The sequence below is a fragment of the Flavobacterium sp. AG291 genome (genome assembly GCF_003350375.1).
GTDB classification, from domain to species: Bacteria; Bacteroidota; Bacteroidia; order Flavobacteriales; family Flavobacteriaceae; genus Flavobacterium; species Flavobacterium suzhouense.
On the sequence record NZ_QQAR01000001.1, the window covers coordinates 14,579 to 34,473 of the forward strand.

Sequence of the window (19,895 nt, forward strand, 5' to 3'; positions counted from 1 at the left end):
GATTGTAATTTAAAAAATAGAACCTCCCTACAAAAAGGAAGGTTCTGCAGTGTTTGAGTTAGTTATTAAGGTCTTTAGCGTACTACATTCATTGGGTTGTAACCCATGTAGCTGCTCTGTTTTTCATGAAAAACAACCCCAAATTCTTCAAGCTCCTTAAGTATCGGCAGGTAAACCTCTTTGTTAATCGGTAGCTGTACCCCGGGAGTGGTAATGTTTTTGTTTAGTATGTGCAGTGCGGCAATAGCAACCGGTAATCCTACCGTTTTTGCCATAGCGGTATAGGTTTGGTCTTCGCCAATGCATACCATTGTAGCATCTATTTGTTTGCGTTCGCCGTTTAGTTCGTAGCCTATTTTATGGTACATTACGATCATGTCTTTATCCTCAGGGCTAAGTGTCCAGCTGTCAGACAGTATTTTTTCAAGTATCTGTGCAGGTGTGGCATTGCGAAGGCCGACTATCTTTTTTGAATTAAAAAGATCGAGTTCTACCAGTTTTTCCCATTGAATGTCGTCCTGTTCCAGGTTAAGAACATGGCGCAGCTTCAGTTCTACCGAATCAGTAGGGTGGTAAGGCAGGAATGAGTTAATGAAATCCCTGTAGCTCATGGTTTCTGAGTTTTCCATAACATAAGAATCGTCAGTCATACCCAGTTGCACGAACATGTTCCATGATTTTGAGAAGCCTACACGACGAAGGGTTCCGCGGTATAGTGTAAGTGCATCATCAAGGCCATATACGCTGCGGTATTTAAGAGAGTCTCGGTTTGCATACCCCTCAAAACGGCCATAACCTTCCACTTCCATAAATTCAGTCCTTCTGAAAAGTTTGTTGTAAGGAATGTATTTGTAAGTACCTTCCTGTATAAATTTGGCTGTACCTCCCTGTCCTGCAAGTACTACATTGCGTGGGTTCCAGGTAAACTTATAATTCCACAGGTTGTTGTCGCTCTCAGGGGCAACAAGGCCCCCGCAAAACGACTCGAATAGGAGAATCCTGCCGCCCTGATCGCGTATTTCGTCTAATATTTTCATGGCGCTCATGTGGTCTATACCCGGGTCGAGGCCAATTTCGTTCATAAAAATAAGATTGTTTTCTTTTACCAGCTCATCAAGTTCCTGCATGGCAGGGCTAATGTATGAAGCGGTAACCATATGTTTTTTGTAGGTAATGCAGTCTTTGGCAACCTCAAAGTGAAGATGTGCCGGAAGCATGGATATTACAATGTCTGATTTGCTTATTTCGCTTTTGCGTTGCTGTTCGTTAAAAATGTCAAATGCAATGGCGGTAGCTCGCGGATGCCCTTTGATTTTCTTTTGGGCAAGTTCCAGCGATAAGTCGCCTATTGTTAGATGCAGGTCTTCTGTTTGCGATTTGTCAAGCAGGTAATCTATAAGTGACGAAGCCGAGCGTCCGGCTCCGATGATAAAAATATTTCTCATAGCGGTAGGGTAATATCACACGAAAGTAGTAATATGTTATATTTATCAAAAATTTTAAGCGAAAAAAATTACAGAAAGTTCATAATTTTACCGCATAACACTAATATGATGAATAGAAAAATTATTTTGGTTGCTGCGATATTAGGCGCGATAGCCATTGTTTTAGGGGCTTTTGGAGCTCACGGATTAAAAAAACTTATCGAACCGGAATCAATTGCCGTTTTTGAAACAGGAGTTAAATACCAAATGTACCATGCGCTGTTTTTGTTATTTTTAGGAAATACGGCACTGGTATCTGACAAGGTTAAGAATACTATCCTTTGGTTGGTGATAATAGGAGTTGCTTTTTTTTCAGGATCTATCTATTTTTTGGCGTGCAATAATTTGTTTTCTTTTGATTTTAAGAAAATTGGTATTATTACTCCAATTGGAGGATTACTATTAATAGGCGCGTGGATAACCTTATTTTTACATTTAATTAAACAAAAGCGATAATTTTTTCGGAAATTTATAGGTTGTAAAAAAAATATTTTTACTTTTGTCCTTTGTAACAATGCAACTTATATCTAAAAGTATGGAGAATTACGGCCTTTCTACGAAAACGATTTCGTTAGAGAACTTGGGAATAAAGAATGCTAATGTGAGATATCAGCTGACTCCCGATGAGTTACATGATATCACGATTGAAAAAGGCCAGGGAGTTGAAAGCGATACAGGAGCACTTGCTATCAATACAGGTGAGTTTACAGGAAGATCGCCTCAGGATCGTTTCATCGTTCATGACAGCATTACAGAAGATAAAGTTTGGTGGGGTAACGTAAACATTCCGTTTGACAGTGCAAAATTTGATGCACTTTACGATAAGGTTACGGATTACCTTTCTAATAAAGAAGTTTTTGTGCGCGACAGTTATGTGTGTGCCGATGAAGATTACAGATTGAATGTAAGGGTGGTAACGGAAAATTCATGGTCTAACCTTTTCTGTTATAATATGTTTCTTCGTCCTGAAGAATCAGAGCTTGAAGATTTTAAAGCAGACTGGCACGTTGTATGTGCGCCGGGCTTTATGGCAGATCCTGCTGTAGACGGTACACGTCAGTCTAATTTTGCTATACTTAATTTTACAAGGAAAATCGCTTTAGTAGGCGGTACAGGATATACTGGCGAGATGAAAAAGGGCATCTTCTCTGCTTTGAACTTTATCCTTCCTGTAGATAAGAATACCCTGCCTATGCACTGTAGTGCTAATGTAGGTGAAAATGGAGACACAGCTATTTTCTTTGGCCTTTCAGGTACAGGGAAAACAACACTTTCTGCCGATCCTGCACGAAAGCTTATTGGAGACGATGAGCATGGCTGGACAAGCAATAACTCTGTGTTTAACTTTGAAGGTGGCTGTTATGCTAAGGTAATTAACCTTACCGAAGAAAACGAGCCCGATATCTTCAGGGCTATTAAAAGAGGTGCGCTTCTTGAGAATGTAATTTTTAAACCGGGCACTAACGAGGTAGATTTTGAGGATATTTCTATAACTCCTAATACACGTGTTAGCTATCCAATTACACATATTGATAACATACAGCCGGGCTCAGTAGGGCATAACCCTAAGAATATTTTCTTCCTGAGTGCTGACTCGTTTGGTATCCTGCCTCCAATCTCTAAACTGACTCCGGGACAGGCTGCCTACTACTTTATCTCTGGTTATACGGCTAAAGTTGCCGGTACAGAGGCGGGTATAAACGAGCCGCAACCAAACTTCTCAGCTTGTTTCGGTGCGCCATTCATGCCGCTTCACCCTGCTAAATATGCAGAAATGCTTAGCAGCAAAATGAAAGAAGCAGGAGTAAATGTATGGCTTATTAATACAGGATGGACTGGTGGTCCTTATGGTACAGGCCAGCGTATGAAACTGAAGCTTACAAGAGCGATGATTACCGCAGCGCTAAACGGTGAGCTTAATAATGTAGAATACAAAAACCATGAGGTGTTTGGTCTTGCCATTCCTCAAACATGTCCTAATGTTCCTGATGAGGTTCTTAACCCGAGGGATACATGGGAAAACAAAGAAGCTTATGATGCAAAAGCCCTTGAACTGGCTGCAGCATTTAAAAATAATTTTGCCAAATTCGAAGAGTTTGCAAATGAAGAAATTATGTCCGGCGGACCGTTGGCATAATGTGAATTTTAGAATAGATGTTTTTTGGAAAGAAGGCTGCCTCAGAGATGGGGCAGTTTTTTTTATTTCTCACCGAGAGTAAGAATGAGTCTTTCCTTTCTTTGGGTGTGGCTGAAAGCCAAGGTGGTTTGATTTGAAAAGATATGGAGTTTGTGTTTTTATCCTTAACGGCTAAAAAAGTGGAGGATGATACTGATTTGAAAAAATCCGATATAAAAAAAAGCCGCTCATTGAGCGGCTTTCCTGTATTGTAAAGTAAAGTTCTATTTTTCCTTAGTTTCTTTATTAGCTTTAATAATGTATTTTTCAAGAGCCATTGTCATAGACGGGGTGTCCGGTGTCGGAGCCATGATGTCTACTCTAAGGCCATGGTCAAGAGCTTCTTTTTGTGTAGAGCTTCCAAATACGGCAATACGTGTATTGTTTTGCTGGAAGTCAGGGAAGTTCTTGAAAAGCGATTTGATTCCTGTTGGTGTAAAGAATGCAAGTACGTCATAATATACATCTTTAAGGTCGCTAAGGTCGCTCATTACGGTTTTGTAAAAAGTTCCCGGAGTCCAGTCTACCTTAAGGTTGTTAAGAGTAGGAGGTATATCGTGGTTTAGCTGATCTGACGACGGCAGCAGGAATTTTTCGTCTTTATATTTTTTGATAAGCGGAGCCATATCAGCAAAATCTTTCTGGCCTACATATATTTTACGTTTGCGGTACACTACATATTTTTGCAGGTAAAATGCAATAGCTTCACTCTGGCAGAAATACTTAAGTGTTTCCGGTACTTTGTATCGCATTTCTTCTGCTACCCGAAAAAAATGATCTACCGCAAATTTGCTGGTAAGAATGATAGCAGTGTAGTTGTTAAGGTCAATTTTTTGTGCCCTTACGTCTTTAGCGGTTACACCCTCTACGTGAATAAATGACCTAAAATCAACTTTTACTTTTAATTTTTGCTGAATTTCAAAGTATGGTGAATTTTCTACTTTAGGTTCCGGCTGGGAAACCAAAATTGTTTTCACTTTCATATTTAATTGTAATACTTAACTGTTTGTAAACCAATAATACATGAAATAATAGGGCGCTATTTCAAGTGTGCAAAGATACAAAATAAAATAGAATAACTTGCCGAGGATTAAATTTTGATAAATCCTTAATGAAACAAGGTAAGACGCGATACTGGCGGCGATTATTAGGCCAATAATTACATAAATGACAATTGCGTGCTGTGAGTTGTTGTAAAATAAGAAAATATTTACAGGTAAAAGCAATAATCCGATGTAGGTTCTGTAATTTACTTTGTGCAAATTGAAAAGCTCATTAAACTCCTCTATATTAAAGGCTGTGGCTATAATTTTTTCGATAAGGTATTTGGCAAGTATGAAAACACCTATAAGTGTAAACAGCTGTATAAAAAACACCCAGCTTGTTTTTTTGGAAGGGTCATCATCGTTATAACTCAGTAAAAACTGAATAAGAAAAGTAAACGATACCACCTGGATAAAAAAGAATGAGATGGTAAACCAACTCAGCATATTTCCACTGTCTTTATATATTTTAGTATACTTATCTGAAACCGCCAGTTTTATGAATTCGGCAAAACGGTTCTCAAATACGCTTCTGTTTATGGCGATAAGTGCAAAGCAGGTAACAAATACCAATGTCGCCCAATCTTTGGTGCCAATTAATCTTTCGTGGTATACCAGGTCCATCATGCTGCAAAATTAGCATTTTTTGCATTCTCTTATTTTAATTATAATTTAAATATGGTGTCAGACCGTTAGAAATACATTATTTTTGCACTAAAATTCAAAGGTACCTCATGAGCAAAGGCATAGTTATAGTTCCTACTTATAACGAAATTGACAATATTGAAGCTATTATCAGGGCGATTTTTCTGCTTGATACTGCCTTTGATGTACTTATAGTAGATGATAACTCGCCTGATGGTACTGCTAAAAAGGTGGCTGAGCTTCAAAATGAATATGCAGGAAGGCTTTTTCTTGAAGTGAGGGCTGGTAAATCCGGACTAGGTACTGCTTACGTACATGGCTTTAAGTGGGCTATTTCACAAAAGTATGACTACATCTTTGAGATGGATGCTGATTTTTCGCATAACCCTAATGACCTTGAAAAGTTATATGAGGCTTGTGTGAAAGGAGCCGATGTAGCCATAGGTTCCCGTTATGTAACGGGTGTAAATGTGGTAAACTGGCCGCTAAACAGGGTGTTGATGTCGTATTATGCGTCAGCTTATGTGCGTGCCATTACCGGGATGACAATACGCGATGCAACCGCGGGCTTTATATGCTATAAACGCAAGGTGCTTGAGAGCGTAAATCTGGACAGGATTAAATTTGTGGGCTATGCCTTTCAGATTGAAATGAAATACCGTGCTTATGCTAACGGTTTTAATATAGTAGAAGTGCCTATTATCTTTACTGACAGGACAAAAGGTGAATCTAAAATGAGCAATGCTATCATAAAAGAAGCTATCTTTGGGGTAGTAGCGCTGCGAATAAAAAAAATGCTTAACAGACTATAGAAGAGAATTGATGAACAGGATTTTAATTAAGAATGCGAAGATTGTAAACGAAGGATCTATTTTTGAGGGTGATCTTTTAATTGAGGATAAATTCATTAAAGAGATTGCCGAGAAAATAAGCCCGAAATCTTCAGATGTGCAGATTATTGATGCTGAAGGGAACTTTCTTATACCGGGTGCGATAGACGACCAGGTGCATTTCCGTGAGCCGGGCCTTACCCACAAAGGGACTATTGAGACTGAATCGCGTGCTGCCGTTGCCGGTGGTATCACATCTTTTATAGAACAGCCTAACACCGTGCCTAATGCGGTTACTCAGGAACTGTTAGAGCAAAAATACCAAAGGGCATCTGAGGTTTCGTACGCTAACTACTCGTTTATGATGGGTGGTACAAATGATAACCTTGAAGAAGTTCTTAAAACAAATCCAAAGAATGTTGCCGGAATTAAGCTTTTCCTTGGGTCATCTACAGGAAATATGCTGGTTGACGATGAGCAGGTGCTTGAAAAGATATTTTCGAGTACTAAGATGCTTATTGCAACGCATTGTGAGGATGAGGCTACCATTCGCGAAAATCTTGAAAAATACAAAGCTGAGTATGGCGACGATATTCCTGTGAAATTCCACCCGCTTATCCGTAGTGCTGAAGCTTGTTACATATCATCGTCACGAGCTATTGAGCTGGCAAAAAAAACAGGCGCAAGGCTGCACGTATTCCATGTGTCTACAGGAATAGAAACAGAGTTGTTTACTAATAAGATTCCTCTGGAGGATAAAATGATCACTGCCGAGGTGTGTGTACATCACCTATGGTTTAGTGATGCTGATTATGAGAAAAAAGGGGCGCTTATAAAATGGAACCCTGCTGTTAAAACAGCTGAAGACCGTGATGCTTTATGGACTGCTCTTCTGGATGACAGAATTGACGTTATCGCTACAGATCACGCTCCTCATACACTAGACGAAAAGAAAAACCCATATACAAGTTCACCTTCGGGAGGGCCGCTGGTGCAGCATGCTGTAGTAGCAATGTTTGAGGCTTATCACCAAAATAAAATATCGGTAGAGAAGATTGTTGAGAAGATGGCGCATAACCCTGCCAAGATATTTAAAATCGAGAAAAGAGGTTTTATCAGGGAAGGTTACTATGCCGATCTTGTTATCGTAAACCCCGGCTTACCATGGAATGTGAAAAAAGAGAATATCCTTTACAAATGTGGCTGGTCTCCGTTTGAGGGGGTAAACTTCAAATCGAGAATTACTCATACTTTCGTAAACGGTTCGCTTGTATACAACAACTTTAAGGTAAAAGATATTCGCTGTGGCGAAAGACTTTTGTTTGACAGATAAAAAAACGGTCTTTTAGTATATATGAAAAGAATTACATTGTTATTGGCGGCTGTTATGGTGGTTTCCTGTGGAAAGGGGACTGTAGAAAAACCAAAACACCTGCTGTCTGAAGACGAAATGGCCAATATTATATATGATATCAATATGGTCCAGGCTTTGCGTTCAATGCAGTCTCAGGCAATGCCGGATAATGATGTGGTTGCAAAGCAATATATATACAAAAAATATAAGATAGATAGCCTTGACCTGGCGCAAAACAACGCGTGGTATGCTGCTGATATGGAGAATTATGAAAAGATCCATAAAAAAGCATCCGAGAGGGTTCAGAAAGAAATGGACGCACTTAAGCCATCAAAAGACACTGTTTTACCTTCAAAACAATTTAAGCAGGGTTCGGCTAAAGTTAACCTTAAAGCGAAGCGCGATAGTCTTCGGCAAGCTGCTTTAGAAAAACAGAAGGCGGTACAAAAGTAAAATCCAGTGTTTCCTTAATCTTACTGTTGTCATACGTTTCACGATTGTGTGATGAACGTGCCATGCTTTGCGTAAGTCTTCTTTTTTGCCTTAAAAGTTTTGACAGGAACCAGTCCAGTCTCCATCCAATAGAAGTAATTATAGGTGTTGCCTGTATAGATGGGTGTTTTGCTTTCAGGTTGTCAGCAATACTATTCATAATATCTTTATACGACATATTTTCAGCAATAAGTGTATATCTTTCACCGTTGATGCTGGTAGCCATAAGTTGTGTCATAGCCTTTACTACATCTTCTACAGCGATAATACCGCAGCTGCCTTCGGCATAAAAAGACTGTCCGTTACTTATGGTTTTAAAAATAACGCCACTGCCGGATTCCCAAAAGCCTTTTCCGAAAATAATCCCCGGATTTACTATAACCACATTCAGGCCTTCCTGCCAGGCGCGCCAAACTTCCATTTCGGCGCCATATTTACTAATGGCATAGTCGCTGTGACGAACTTCAGGATTCCAGTCGGTTTCTTCGGTAATAATTTCATTCTCTTTAGGGTCGCCCAATGCAGCAATAGAACTTACATGGCAAAACTTTTTTACGCCAAAATCGAATGCACAGTTTACCATGTTAGCAGTGCCTTCTATATTTACCTTACGTAAAAGTTCTTCGTCGCTTGGTTCAAACGAAACACAGGCAGCGCAATGGTATACGGTTTCTATGCCCTGAAAAGCATCTCCAAGAGAAGGGATATCAGTAATGTCGCCAATTAGCCACTCGATTGTATTAAAATGCGGGTTGGAATTTGCGGCAAAAAGGGTACGGGTTTTTGCCAGTGATTTTTCACTGCGATAGAGTGCGCGCACCTGTTGCCCGCTTTTTGTAAGCTCGAGCAGCAAATGGGCTCCTACTAATCCTGTTCCTCCGGTTACTAATATCATTACGGCAAAAATACACTAAGTGTAAGATTAAATGATATAATTGATGTCAATTAATGTAAAAAAATCATATTGTATTGTATTTTTGCATCTCATTAAAATAAACGTATGAAAAATTTTGTAGAAGAACTAAGATGGAGGGGCATGGTGCACGACATGATGCCGGGAACTGAAGAGCAACTGAACAGAGAAATGACCACTGCCTATATAGGCTTTGATCCAACTTCTGACTCATTGCATATCGGTAGCCTTGTGCCTATCATTATTCTTGTTCACCTGCAAAAATGCGGACACAAGCCTATTGCACTTGTGGGTGGTGCTACAGGTATGATTGGCGACCCTTCGGGTAAATCAGATGAGCGAAACCTGCTTGATGAAGCTGCACTTAACAAAAACGTAGAGGGTATTAAAGGAGTGCTTTCGCGTTTCCTTGATTTTAATTCTACCGAGGCTAATGCGCCGGTATTGGTAAACAACTACGACTGGATGAAGGAATTCTCATTCATCGGATTTGCGCGTGATGTAGGTAAACGTATTACGGTAAACTACATGATGGCTAAGGATTCGGTTAAGAAGCGTCTTTCGGGTGAGGCAGGAAACGGTATGTCGTTTACTGAGTTTACTTACCAGCTTATCCAGGGATACGATTTTTACCATCTTCACAAAACGCTTGGGGCTAAACTTCAGTTAGGTGGTAGCGACCAGTGGGGTAACATTACCACGGGTACGGAGCTTATTCGTCGTATGAACAACGAAGAGAGTCAGAAAGAAGCTTTTGCTATGACGTGCCCGCTTATTACTAAAGCTGACGGTTCTAAATTCGGAAAATCCGAAGGCGGTAACGTATGGCTTGATGCAGATAAGACATCGGTTTACAAATTCTACCAATTTTGGTTAAATACATCAGATGCTGATGCAGAAAAATATATCAAGATATTTACTTTTCTTCCTAAAGAAGAGATTGAAGTGCTTATCGCACAGCATGCTGAAGCTCCTCATTTAAGGGTTCTTCAGAAAAAACTTGCTGCCGAAGTAACAACTTTTGTACACTCTAAAGAGGATATGGAAGATTCGGTTAAAAAATCGGAGTTCGTTTTCTCTAATTATAATAAAGAGGATCTTGCAGGGCTTAACGATGAGTTCTTTACTGATATCTTTGGAGAGTTCTTTACTCCGGCTATCAAAAAAACAGATCTTGGCGTTGAGGCTAATATTGTAAACATCCTGGCAGATTCAACTAATATCTTTACTTCGCGTGGTGAAGCGAGAAAAGCGCTTATTGCTAATGCGGTTGCTATCAATAAAGAAAAAGTAACTGAAACGTATACGCTATCAGAATCGGATATTATCCTTGGGAAATACATTCTTGTATCGCACGGAAAGAAAAAGAATTTTGTGATTCCTGTTGAAGGGTAATCAAAGATCAATATAAAATGAAAGGAGCTTTAAGGCTCCTTTTTTTATGATTTGTTTTCTAGAGTTTCGTCATTGCGAGGCGGTACGACGAAGCAATCTATGATTTATTCTTTACTGAAAGAGATTGCCACGCTCCATTGTATTCCGCTCGCAATGACCCGGAAGTCGAAAAATCTAACAATCTAACGATTCTTTAGTAAACCATCAGGTTACAGCCTCTTATATCTGAGTTATCAAAACGTCCCAGTACTTCAAACGACTGGTTAGGATATTTCTTGCCAAGGTCCTGCGTAGCGATAAACGAACAGGAATTGATATTGGCCAGGTCAATAACGTTGATGCCGCCTGTTTTTCCGGTTTCGATATAGCTAAGGGCATCTTCGGTATCACGGATAAGGATGTCCATCCACGGCGGACATTCGAAGATACCATCGCCAAGCGAATAGGCCTGAGAAAGTAGTTCGGTCATTCCATATTCAGAATGGATTTTGCTTACTCCAAAGCCGTTGCACAGTACTTCGTGCAGTTCTTCACGAATCATTTCTTTACGGCGGCCTTTCATGCCTCCCGTTTCCATGATAATGGTGTTCTTAAGATTGAAACTTTGCTTTTCTACAAGGTCTAGCAAGGCATAGGTAACGCCTATAAGCAATACGTTTTGTCCGGCATTATCAAGAGTAGTGAGTTTTGTTATAAGTTCATCATGGTTGTTGAGATAAAAGCCGCTGTCAGGATTGTTGGAGCCTTCGATCAGGTCTTCTACCATGTAAATGAGCGAAGATCCCTCGCGTTCCAGATAGGAGGGAAGTAGTGCCAGTACGGCATAATCTTCTATATTGCCATAAAATTGTGAAAATGCCTGGCGGAAACTCTGCTCGTAATAGTTCAGGTTGGTAACAAGATGTCGGCTGGTAACCATTCCGGTAGTTCCGCTGCTTGTAAAGGTTTCCTGAACCGGATCGGTACTGCTTAGTACTTCGTGACTCTTAAAGAACTGTATGGGCAGGAATGGTATTTCCTGAATGGATTTTACATTCTGTTTGTCCTTTTTCAGGAAGCTGCAAAAATCGCGATACACCGTATTGTTGTCGTATTGATGGCGAAATACTTTTAGTGTAATCTTTTCGAACTCTTTTTTTGACGATATGGTAAATATGTCTTGTGCGGTTACCAATGGAATAAATGTTTTTGTAAAAATACAAAATAAAAAAGCACCGCTATTGCGGTGCCTGTTATTATATTTTAAAGGTGTTATTCGACCATTAATTTTCGTGTTGCAGATGCATCTCCTTCTTTTACTTTTACAAAGTACATTCCTCGAGAAAGGGAAGAGATGTTAAGTTCTTTAGCTCCACCGTTTAGGGTTACCTGCATTACTCTGTTTCCAACCGTGTTGTAAATCTCTATTTCTTTAGAGATGCTTGGTTTAGCAGTAGTAACATAAATCCTGTCTGCTTTGGCAGGATTTGGGTAAATGTTAAGTCCTTCTATAGGCTCTTTACCGGCTACAGAAGTCCCTCTGCTTTCCTGAGCTACGGCGCTAAGAGAAAACAGGCAGGTGAGTAGTAAGGCAATATAAAAGTATTTTTTTGTCATATGGTGTAATATTGTGTAAATATACAAAAGATGTTTCAAATATTATACCAAAATGGAATTTTTGTTAAAATAGCAGAAAGATATGTTTTTGAAGGGTTTAGGTGCTGGTTTTTGGTAATTTAAGGTGCTAAAAATTAGCGTAATAAAAAAAACGCCCGCAGGCTTGCGGGCGTTTAAAATAATTTCAGGTCTGAAATTATGTATAGAGATGTACTTTATTAATTAGAAAGCATATCCAGTCCATCCGAATGCTGAAGTATCAGCACCACCAGAAGTACCAGCAGTTACGTTGATTGAAGCAGCATTAACACCTGGCTTAAGGTCTGTTAGGTTAAGGATAGCACCGCTAGCGTTAAAAGTTACCGAAGTACTAGCCATAGCGTCACCTAAAGAGTCAGTACAGTCAACTAGATCGTCAGGAGCAACTGTAGCAGATGCAGACCAAACAACTAGAGTGTTAGAGATGTTAGCACCACTACCTCTTCTGATTTTGATAACGTCTGAAAGAGCAACAGGAGCGTTGTTTACGATTGTAAGACCAGAGATAGTTGGGTTAGACTGACCAGCCTGAGTTGGGTTAAGACCGTCCAGGTTACCATCAGCTTCGATACCTCTTGGGTCAGAAGATACAGCAGTGTAAGCAGCTTCTCTAACAGCATAAGCGTTAGTGATAGTGCCAGTATATCCTTGAGTCCAGTCGATCATATCATCTTTAGCGTTAACTACAAGAAGGTTAGTTACGTTTACTGAACCACCGAAGAATTCGATAGCATCGTCGTCACCATTGTAGATAGCAAGGTTAGAGATTGAAGTACCTTTACCTACACCGTAGCAAGTAAGACCGTTAAATTCTTTTTCACCGTTGATACGAGCACCAGAATATCTGATTACAACGTGGTTAAGAGTACCAGAGTTATCGTTAGCATCATCACCACCGTAGAAATGGTCAACAACTTCAGTTACAGCTGTACCACCACCGCTAATAGGCGCTTTACCACAAAGGATAACTCCACCCCAGTCACCTGGCTCAGGTGTAGCAGCATTAGATGTAAAAGTAATAGGAGCAGCTTCAGTTCCCTGAGCGTCAAGTTTAGCGCCTTGTTCAACAATAACGTAAACGTCAGTTCCACCAGCAGCAGCTTTGATAGTAGTACCAGCAGCAAGCTTAAGCGTGTAAGGCTGTCTTACGATAAGACCACTTGTAAGAACATATTCACCAGCAGGAAGCTCGATGTTAGCACCGATAATACCTTTAAGGTTAGTAGCGTCAAAATCAGGATCTTCTAAAGAAGTGATTACACCGTCAGCAACACCCGGGTTAACTGCAGGTTTAGAATCATCGTCTCCACAAGCTACGAAGAAGCTTGCTACTAAAGAAAGCATAAGAACTTTTTTCATTGTGTTCATAGTTTTGAAAATTAAAGTCAATTAAAAGTTTAAAATTTATATAGTTATTGTATTTACTTATTATAGTGTCCAGTTAAGGCCGAACGATACAAACATACCTTTGCGATAGTTGCTTATAATAGATTCTGTAGGTACACCATTTATGGTAGTGTCTTGCGTTAGTCTGTATCTTGGGTTAAGTAAGTTTTTAACTCCCAGGCTAAGCTGTAGCTTTTTGTCTTTGATGTCAAATTTATTAATGAAATCAAGGGTTGGCACGCTTTTCTCTATTATGTTTTCGTTACTATTTGTACCTACTGAGTAAACTTTGTCAGCAAAGTATGAGAAAACAAGAGTTGATAATAAAGCTGTTTTGTCATCGCTTACATTGTAGCTAAGGTCAGTATTGATAAGTAGCGGAGATGCACCCTGCATTTTTCCTTTATCATGTGTAAACTGTACTGTGAATTTGTCAGTGTCAACATCATTCTGAACCTGCTCAGTATATAGGTATGAAGCATTAAGTCCGAATGTCAAGTCTTTTTTGCGGGTATCGCTTCCTAATCTGAAGATGTTTTTTCTTACTTCTAATTCAGCACCTGCTACAAAAGCTTTGTCTGTGTTAACATAAGAAAGGTCGTTAGCAGCAGAAAGGATTCTCATACGGCTGATAGGGTCTTTGATGTATTTGTATAAACCACCGATTGAGATAATTTCATTGTCAGACATATACCAGTCATATTTAAGGTCAACGTTATAATCTGTTGATGGTAATAGGTTCGGGTTACCCATTTCTGAGATGTTTACATCTTCATAAAGGAAAGCTGCTGTTTCTTTAAACTGAGGCATTGTATATGTCTGGCTCGCTGCGAAACGGATAGCATTTTTCTCATTTAGAGAATATTTCAGGTTAAGGCTTGGTAGGAAATAATCCTTATCAATTGTAGAAGGGTCTATCGCAAGATTGTTTACGCTACTTGAAAGGTTAGTATCCCAGTCAATTTTCTGGCTTACTTTTTCATAACGTACACCTGCCTGAACTGTTAGGTTTTCGCTGAATGGGTATACCATTTGTGCAAAACCTGCATAGATTTGTCTGTCAGCAAGGTAGTAGAAAGGATCTAGTGCGTTAGCGTTTTTACCTCTTGTAGTTACAAGGTCAAAACCTCCATTGTTTTTTCCAAGTGTCAGGTTTTCCTGGTTGAATACTGCGTCCGGGTTGTTCGGGTTTACCGGTACCGGGTTGTTAAAGTCGTAGTTGATCTGAGTGAAATCAAAAGTTCTGTCAGTACTACGCATGTTGAATCCTGCCGTTAATACTTTTTTCAGGTTGCTTTCAGGGTTAAAAGTATATTCTCCTTCAATTTTACCGGCAACATCATTTTCTTCAAGAGTAGAGTACCAGCGGTTGTTAAGTCCTGCTGAGTTACTCGCTACAGTATATCCGTTACCGTTTGTTCCGTTGTAGTCGTAGTCATAAGAATTAGTACGTCTGTCCGGCTGGCTGGATCTGATAGTATTATATGTTACACCTGCGTTTGCTTTTATCTTATCAGTAAATCTGTATTCACCTAATAATTGGTTAACGAACAGGTTGTTGTTGTTTAACTGCTGACGACGGATAAGTGAGTTGTTAGCGTCGTTATTGTCATTGATATTTTTTGCAAAACCGCGATAATCTCCTACAGACTGGTTGTTGTCGTGAATGAAAAGGGTGTTGTATGAAATACTTCTTTGGTTTCCAAATTTGTATTTTACGTTTCCTAAAGCCGATTGAGTCGCTTTATATTCTGATTTTTCAAAATTCATGTCCATTCCTGCACCACCCTGAGGGTTAACCTGACGAGCCTGGCCATGTTTGTAAGTAAAGTCGCTTGAACTTTGTACTGTAGCAAATACTGAAAGTGATTTTTCTCCACCCAGGTCAAATTTACCACCTCCTGCAATGTTGAAGCTTGAATTGATAAGGTTGTTTTTTTGTACAGGGTTAAAGCTGGTTTTAAAGTCGTAGCTTTTAAGGTTTGTAAGCGGAATATCTTTTCCGTTTTCTAAGAAACCAAAGTAATTATAAGCCCCATCAGCTACAAGGAAATTACCTGCGCCTATAGCATTAGTATTATATCCGGTACCTACACCTGCATTAAGGTAGCTTCTTTTATCAACTTCTTTAGAGGAGATATCTATATTAGCACCTGCATTATCTCCATAAATATCAGCACTGAATGTTTTGTTGATATTGATGTTCTTGATAATTGATGAACCAAAGAACTCAAGAGATATGTTTTTATATACCGGATCCTCTGATGGTAATGGTAATCCGTTTAATGTTGTAGAGTTATAACGGTCACCAAGACCACGTACGAATACGTTGTTTACGTCATCTGATTTTGACACCCCTGATGTTTTTACAACAGCTGCAGCAGCGTCACTAATACCTTTACGGCTAAGTTCCTGTGCTCCAATAGCCTGTTTCATCTCGATAGCATTTTGTTGTTCTGCTATAAGAGCTGATTCTTTCTCGCGGCTTACAATTTTTTCGATTACTACGTCCTGTAGTTGTACGCTCGTAGATTCAAGTGCTTTGTTTACTGTTATAGTCTGATTAGCTTTTACAGTAACCTGTACTTCGGCATTGTGGTAGCCTAAAAATGCAAATATTAATGTTTGAGGTCCTTCATTCGCTGTAATAGAGTAGTTACCGTTTTCATCGGCGTTAACAGCTATTTTAGTTCCTTTTACAAGTACGCTGGCAAATGGCAGCGTTTCATTACCCATGTCTTTGTCTGTAATGGTACCTGTAATAGTACCTTTGTTTTGTGCAAAGCCCAGAGTTACAAAAAACAGTGCAATTAATAAAAATCTAAGTTTCATTTCGTGTGTTATAATTTTGCTGCAAAGTAACTGCCGCGATTTGGATGCTGTGTTACATAATCGTTATCACTGAATTTGGTATTTATTATTAAATTGTTAAGGCATTAAATAATTGTTAACACGTTTGATGGTTTTGTATTATCTTTACCTTTGAGCCCGAAAACATAGATGAATTATCATTATGAAGAAAAAAGAGATCAAGATCTTACTGGTTGACGATGAGCAGGATATCCTGGAAATTGTAGGCTACAACCTGACACAGGAGGGTTATCAGGTGTCTACCGCGGTTAATGGAAAAGAAGCAGTAGCTAAAGCAAAAAAAGAACTTCCGCATCTTATTATTATAGATGTAATGATGCCTGAGATGGACGGCATGGAAGCGGTAGAGAACATTAGGAAAATACCTGAGCTTAGCAACGTTATCATTACATTCCTTACTGCACGTAGCGAAGATTATTCACAAGTGGCAGGATTTGATGCAGGTGCAGATGATTATATTGCGAAACCTATCAAGCCGAAATTGCTTGTAAGCAAGGTAAAAGCATTGCTTAGAAGACTTAAGGATGATGAAACCAAAGAAGACGTTCTTAGAGTTGGTAACATCGAGATCAACCGTGAAGAATATAAAATAGTATTGGAAGACAAAGAGATTGTTTTACCAAGAAAAGAGTTTGAACTGTTTTATCTTTTAGCTTCTAAACCGGGTAAAGTATTTAAAAGAGAAGAAATTCTTGATAAGGTTTGGGGTAACGAAGTGGTTGTAGGCGGACGTACAATTGACGTTCACATCAGGAAGCTTCGCGAAAAAATAGGCGATGATTTATTTAAAACCATAAAAGGAGTGGGCTATAAGCTCGAAATTTAGTGGCAATAAACTTTAAAAAAACATATAGGTTTGCCGTAAAATCGGCACTTTATATATCACTTTTCTCAACCGCCTTCATGGCGGTTATGTTGCATTATTTCCAGACGTTAAACTGGAATTTTGTTGTAATATTCTCCATAGCATTATTCATATTTTCATTTTTTGTGCTGCAGTACAGGGTGGAGCGTTTTATTTACCGAAGAGTAAAAAAAATATATGATGATGTGTCGCTCTTAGAATCGAGCAGTTTCAGGAATAAATCCATTACTACCGATATGGCTACTCTTACCCGAGAGGTTGAGAAGTTTGCCCGAGATAAGAAAATTGAGATCGAAACCCTTAAAATCCGCGAGGAATACCGAAGAGAATTCCTGGGAAATGTTTCGCATGAGCTAAAAACACCTTTGTTTACTGTTCAGGGGTATATCCTTACGCTGCTTGACGGCGCCATGAATGATAAGGAACTGCGAAAAAAATACCTTCAGCGTGCTGAAAAAGGAGTTGAAAGACTAATCTACATAGTGCAGGATCTTGATATGATCACCAAACTTGAGGTAGGTGACCTTAATCTTAGTTTTACCCGTTTTAATATTGTAGATGTTATACAAAACGTATTTGACCTTCTTGAGATGAAAGCCGATGCCAAGGGTATAATGCTGATGTTCGACATGAAGTACTATAAGCCTATAATGGTATATGGTGATCAGGAGAAAATACAGCAGGTGATAACCAATCTGGTTGTAAACTCTATTAAATATGGTAAAGAGAACGGAACGACTGAGGTGGCTATCGAAGATCTGGTAAACAACAAGATAATCGTTCGTATCAAAGATAACGGTGAGGGAATCGAGAAAAAGAACATCTCACGCCTTTTTGAACGTTTCTTCCGTGTAGATAAGAGTGGTGCCCGTACCGAAGGTGGTTCTGGTCTTGGGCTTGCTATCGTAAAACACATAATAGAAGCCCACGACGAAAAAATATATGTAGAGAGTGAATACGGGAAAGGATCAGAATTCTCATTTACCCTCGAAAAGACAAAATAAATCTTTCCATTTCATATCGCCTGCGATATGTTTTAAACCCTTATAGTGATCTGCCTTGCGTAGATCACTTATTTTAAAATCGTTTTGTGTGGCATAAGGCACTAATCCTGATTTCTTTAATTTCTTTGCCAGATATTCCTGTTCATATCTTCCGGGAGTTGGAATAAAAAAGGCCTTTCTTCCCATTTGTGCCAAATCCATTATGGTGCTGTAGCCCGAACGGCAAAGTATCACTTCACTTTGGTTAAAGGCATCTTCAAGGGCAGCGCTATTCATAAAGTTATAAAAGGTAATATTGCCATCCTGAATAACTTCTTCATCGGCTTCTACTACACCTCTTACAAAAAGAGTCTTTCCGGAATAGTTTTTCAGTTCTTCACGTAGTTTTTCTTCCAGCATGCGACGTTGTGGTTCGGTACCGGAGAGTATTACCATAAGGTCGTACTTTTTAGCAATAGGCTTTTTGTGAAGGCGGCTTAGTGGGCCAATATATTTTAGTTTGAGGTTGTTTTCTTCACTATGTCCCAGTTTGCCTGAAAGGTTCGGCGCGTGTTCAACATCGGGAACCCAGCATTCGTTATATTTTTTAATGAACCTGCGATGCAATGGTGTGGTTATCCATGTAGTGGTGCCTGTAAGTACATTAAGCTGATGGGTAAGGAATACCGATGGTATGCTCTTAGACCGTGCGCCAAGCCTGTTGTCTGAAATTATGCCTTGTATGGCATACTCTTTAATGATATTACGAATGATCCTTTTTTCAGTGCGTATGGCTTTTAGCATCTGTGGCAGCAGCCTGATGATTTTAAGTTTAAAGAATACACCTCTCTTGGCATATTCTATATGATAATGTGGTAATTCAAGAGCTGTTAAGTGAGGAAACTCTTTTTTTAGCAATGCGAGCGCAATACCGTCAGATGCGATTATAGGTTCGTATCCGTGGTTTTCGAGTGCTTCAATAACAGGGATGCAGCGCGTAGCATGGCCTAGCCCCCAGTTGAGCGGGGCAACGAGTATTCTCTTTTTATACGACAAAGTGGTGTTTTTTGATAACTATTTAATAAGTGCAATCTAAAATTATTTCCAGTGTCGTATATTTCCATAATTTTACCAAAAATTTAAATTAAGACGTGGGAAGCAAGAACAAACTCAAAAGGTTTAGGGAAAACGAAACATTTGGCAACGTAATGCAGCCTTCAAGAGAAGAGGCGGTAGCAGGTGATTTTGCGTTGAAAGGCAAATGGAATGAATTTTTTAAGAACGATAATCCTATTGTGCTGGAGCTTGGCTGTGGTAAAGGAGAATATTCGGTAGGACTGGCAGAGCGCTATCCTGATACTAACTTTATTGGTATCGATATTAAGGGGGCCCGTTTTTGGAGAGGTGCCAAGACTGCTGTAGAGAATGGTTTGCATAATGTGGCTTTCCTTCGTACGCAGATTGAGCTTATCGAGCACTTTTTTGCCGAAGGCGAAGTAACCGAGATATGGATTACCTTCCCTGATCCTCAGATTAAATACAAACGTACCAAACACAGGCTTACCAACTCGGAGTTTCTTCAGCGTTATAAAAAGATACTTAAAAAAGACGGTTTCATGAACCTTAAGACCGATAGCGAATTCATGCATGGTTATACGCTTGGGTTGCTGCACGGCGAAGGACATGAAGTTATTTATGCGAACCACAACGTTTACCGCAACGAAGGTGCTCCTAAAGTGGTTACGGCGATACAAACGTTTTACGAACAACAATATCTTGAGCAAAATAAGCCTATAACCTACATTAAGTTTAAAATAAAATAA

General features: G+C 39.4%; 18 protein-coding genes. 9 read left to right on the forward strand and 9 right to left on the reverse strand.

Annotated features, from left to right (window positions below; all coding sequences use genetic code 11):
• Positions 1-74: 74 nt before the first annotated feature.
• A complete protein-coding gene (locus tag DEU42_RS00075) occupies positions 75-1,445 on the reverse strand; it encodes a saccharopine dehydrogenase family protein (RefSeq protein WP_114756242.1) in 1,371 nt (456 codons plus the stop codon).
• 108 nt (positions 1,446-1,553) lie between these two features.
• On the opposite strand from DEU42_RS00075, the gene DEU42_RS00080 reads away from it, so the two are divergent.
• Positions 1,554-1,940, forward strand: coding sequence for a DUF423 domain-containing protein (locus tag DEU42_RS00080; protein WP_114756243.1), 387 nt, complete (start codon positions 1,554-1,556; stop codon positions 1,938-1,940).
• A 79-nt stretch (positions 1,941-2,019) separates the two neighbouring features.
• Positions 2,020-3,621, forward strand: a complete 1,602-nt coding sequence (pckA, locus tag DEU42_RS00085; protein WP_114756595.1) for a phosphoenolpyruvate carboxykinase (ATP) — start codon at positions 2,020-2,022, stop codon at positions 3,619-3,621.
• A 263-nt stretch (positions 3,622-3,884) separates the two neighbouring features.
• Here the strand turns inward: pckA and DEU42_RS00090 are convergent, their stop codons facing one another.
• Both DEU42_RS00090 and DEU42_RS00095 read right to left on the reverse strand, forming a co-directional pair.
• Positions 3,885-4,643: a uroporphyrinogen-III synthase gene (locus tag DEU42_RS00090; protein ID WP_114756244.1), complete on the reverse strand. Its 759-nt coding sequence runs from the start codon at positions 4,641-4,643 to the stop codon at positions 3,885-3,887.
• A gap of 15 nt (positions 4,644-4,658) precedes the next feature.
• Positions 4,659-5,330, reverse strand: coding sequence for a DUF4271 domain-containing protein (locus DEU42_RS00095; protein ID WP_114756245.1), 672 nt, complete (start codon positions 5,328-5,330; stop codon positions 4,659-4,661).
• A gap of 107 nt (positions 5,331-5,437) precedes the next feature.
• Between DEU42_RS00095 and DEU42_RS00100 the strand changes: the two genes are divergently transcribed.
• Genes DEU42_RS00100 through DEU42_RS00110 form a run of 3 tightly spaced genes read left to right on the forward strand, consistent with a single transcriptional unit; the run spans position 5,438 to position 7,985 of the window.
• A complete protein-coding gene (locus DEU42_RS00100) occupies positions 5,438-6,160 on the forward strand; it encodes a polyprenol monophosphomannose synthase (protein WP_114756246.1) in 723 nt (240 codons plus the stop codon).
• 10 nt (positions 6,161-6,170) lie between these two features.
• Positions 6,171-7,511, forward strand: coding sequence for a dihydroorotase (locus DEU42_RS00105; RefSeq protein ID WP_114756247.1), 1,341 nt, complete (start codon positions 6,171-6,173; stop codon positions 7,509-7,511).
• Between the two features lie 21 nt (positions 7,512-7,532).
• Entirely contained in the window at positions 7,533-7,985 is a 453-nt protein-coding gene (locus DEU42_RS00110; protein WP_114756248.1) for a DUF4296 domain-containing protein, read from the forward strand.
• Here the strand turns inward: DEU42_RS00110 and DEU42_RS00115 are convergent.
• Positions 7,921-8,919, reverse strand: coding sequence for an NAD-dependent epimerase/dehydratase family protein (locus tag DEU42_RS00115; protein WP_114756249.1), 999 nt, complete (start codon positions 8,917-8,919; stop codon positions 7,921-7,923). The two genes, DEU42_RS00110 and DEU42_RS00115, sit on opposite strands and share 65 nt — an antisense overlap.
• 105 nt (positions 8,920-9,024) lie before the next feature.
• On the opposite strand from DEU42_RS00115, the gene tyrS reads away from it, so the two are divergent.
• The gene (gene tyrS / locus DEU42_RS00120) at positions 9,025-10,332 is read left to right on the forward strand and encodes a tyrosine--tRNA ligase (protein ID WP_114756250.1); all 1,308 of its coding nucleotides are present in this window, start codon (positions 9,025-9,027) and stop codon (positions 10,330-10,332) included.
• Between the two features lie 193 nt (positions 10,333-10,525).
• Here tyrS and DEU42_RS00125 read toward each other — a convergent pair whose 3' ends face one another.
• The 4 genes from DEU42_RS00125 to DEU42_RS00140 all read right to left on the reverse strand — a co-directional run bounded on the left by DEU42_RS00125 (position 10,526) and on the right by DEU42_RS00140 (position 16,185).
• Positions 10,526-11,506 carry an acyl transferase gene (locus DEU42_RS00125; protein ID WP_114756251.1) on the reverse strand — a complete coding sequence of 327 codons (981 nt, stop codon included), beginning with the start codon at positions 11,504-11,506 and terminating at the stop codon, positions 10,526-10,528.
• A 77-nt stretch (positions 11,507-11,583) separates the two neighbouring features.
• On the reverse strand, positions 11,584-11,928 hold the full coding sequence (locus DEU42_RS00130; protein WP_114756252.1) for a T9SS type A sorting domain-containing protein: 345 nt from the start codon (positions 11,926-11,928) through the stop codon (positions 11,584-11,586).
• Positions 11,929-12,150: 222 nt separating this feature from the next.
• Positions 12,151-13,326 (reverse strand): hypothetical protein, encoded by a 1,176-nt coding sequence (locus tag DEU42_RS00135; RefSeq protein ID WP_114756253.1) that lies wholly within the window; start codon positions 13,324-13,326, stop codon positions 12,151-12,153.
• A 69-nt stretch (positions 13,327-13,395) separates the two neighbouring features.
• Positions 13,396-16,185, reverse strand: coding sequence for a TonB-dependent receptor (locus tag DEU42_RS00140; RefSeq protein WP_114756254.1), 2,790 nt, complete (start codon positions 16,183-16,185; stop codon positions 13,396-13,398).
• 181 nt (positions 16,186-16,366) lie between these two features.
• Here DEU42_RS00140 and DEU42_RS00145 point away from each other — a divergent pair, with 181 nt between their 5' ends.
• Both DEU42_RS00145 and DEU42_RS00150 read left to right on the forward strand, forming a co-directional pair.
• Positions 16,367-17,050, forward strand: coding sequence for a response regulator transcription factor (locus DEU42_RS00145; protein WP_114756255.1), 684 nt, complete (start codon positions 16,367-16,369; stop codon positions 17,048-17,050).
• The gene (locus DEU42_RS00150) at positions 17,050-18,093 is read left to right on the forward strand and encodes a sensor histidine kinase (RefSeq protein WP_114756256.1); all 1,044 of its coding nucleotides are present in this window, start codon (positions 17,050-17,052) and stop codon (positions 18,091-18,093) included. Before DEU42_RS00145 ends, DEU42_RS00150 begins: the two co-directional genes overlap by 1 nt.
• Here DEU42_RS00150 and DEU42_RS00155 read toward each other — a convergent pair.
• Complete coding sequence (locus tag DEU42_RS00155) at positions 18,067-19,128, reverse strand: glycosyltransferase (protein WP_114756257.1); 1,062 nt, start codon at positions 19,126-19,128, stop codon at positions 18,067-18,069. The two genes, DEU42_RS00150 and DEU42_RS00155, sit on opposite strands and share 27 nt — an antisense overlap.
• A 95-nt stretch (positions 19,129-19,223) precedes the next feature.
• On the opposite strand from DEU42_RS00155, the gene trmB reads away from it, so the two are divergent.
• Entirely contained in the window at positions 19,224-19,895 is a 672-nt protein-coding gene (gene trmB, locus DEU42_RS00160; protein ID WP_114756258.1) for a tRNA (guanosine(46)-N7)-methyltransferase TrmB, read from the forward strand.

Coding starts and splice junctions, on each gene's coding strand:
- DEU42_RS00075 (WP_114756242.1), bottom strand. CDS start 1,445: ATGAGAAATATTTTTATCATCGGAGCCGGACGCTCGGCTTCGTCACTT.
- DEU42_RS00080 (WP_114756243.1), top strand. CDS start 1,554: ATGAATAGAAAAATTATTTTGGTTGCTGCGATATTAGGCGCGATAGCC.
- pckA (WP_114756595.1), top strand. CDS start 2,020: ATGGAGAATTACGGCCTTTCTACGAAAACGATTTCGTTAGAGAACTTG.
- DEU42_RS00090 (WP_114756244.1), bottom strand. CDS start 4,643: ATGAAAGTGAAAACAATTTTGGTTTCCCAGCCGGAACCTAAAGTAGAA.
- DEU42_RS00095 (WP_114756245.1), bottom strand. CDS start 5,330: ATGATGGACCTGGTATACCACGAAAGATTAATTGGCACCAAAGATTGG.
- DEU42_RS00100 (WP_114756246.1), top strand. CDS start 5,438: ATGAGCAAAGGCATAGTTATAGTTCCTACTTATAACGAAATTGACAAT.
- DEU42_RS00105 (WP_114756247.1), top strand. CDS start 6,171: ATGAACAGGATTTTAATTAAGAATGCGAAGATTGTAAACGAAGGATCT.
- DEU42_RS00110 (WP_114756248.1), top strand. CDS start 7,533: ATGAAAAGAATTACATTGTTATTGGCGGCTGTTATGGTGGTTTCCTGT.
- DEU42_RS00115 (WP_114756249.1), bottom strand. CDS start 8,919: ATGATATTAGTAACCGGAGGAACAGGATTAGTAGGAGCCCATTTGCTG.
- tyrS (WP_114756250.1), top strand. CDS start 9,025: ATGAAAAATTTTGTAGAAGAACTAAGATGGAGGGGCATGGTGCACGAC.
- DEU42_RS00130 (WP_114756252.1), bottom strand. CDS start 11,928: ATGACAAAAAAATACTTTTATATTGCCTTACTACTCACCTGCCTGTTT.
- DEU42_RS00135 (WP_114756253.1), bottom strand. CDS start 13,326: ATGAAAAAAGTTCTTATGCTTTCTTTAGTAGCAAGCTTCTTCGTAGCT.
- DEU42_RS00140 (WP_114756254.1), bottom strand. CDS start 16,185: ATGAAACTTAGATTTTTATTAATTGCACTGTTTTTTGTAACTCTGGGC.
- DEU42_RS00145 (WP_114756255.1), top strand. CDS start 16,367: ATGAAGAAAAAAGAGATCAAGATCTTACTGGTTGACGATGAGCAGGAT.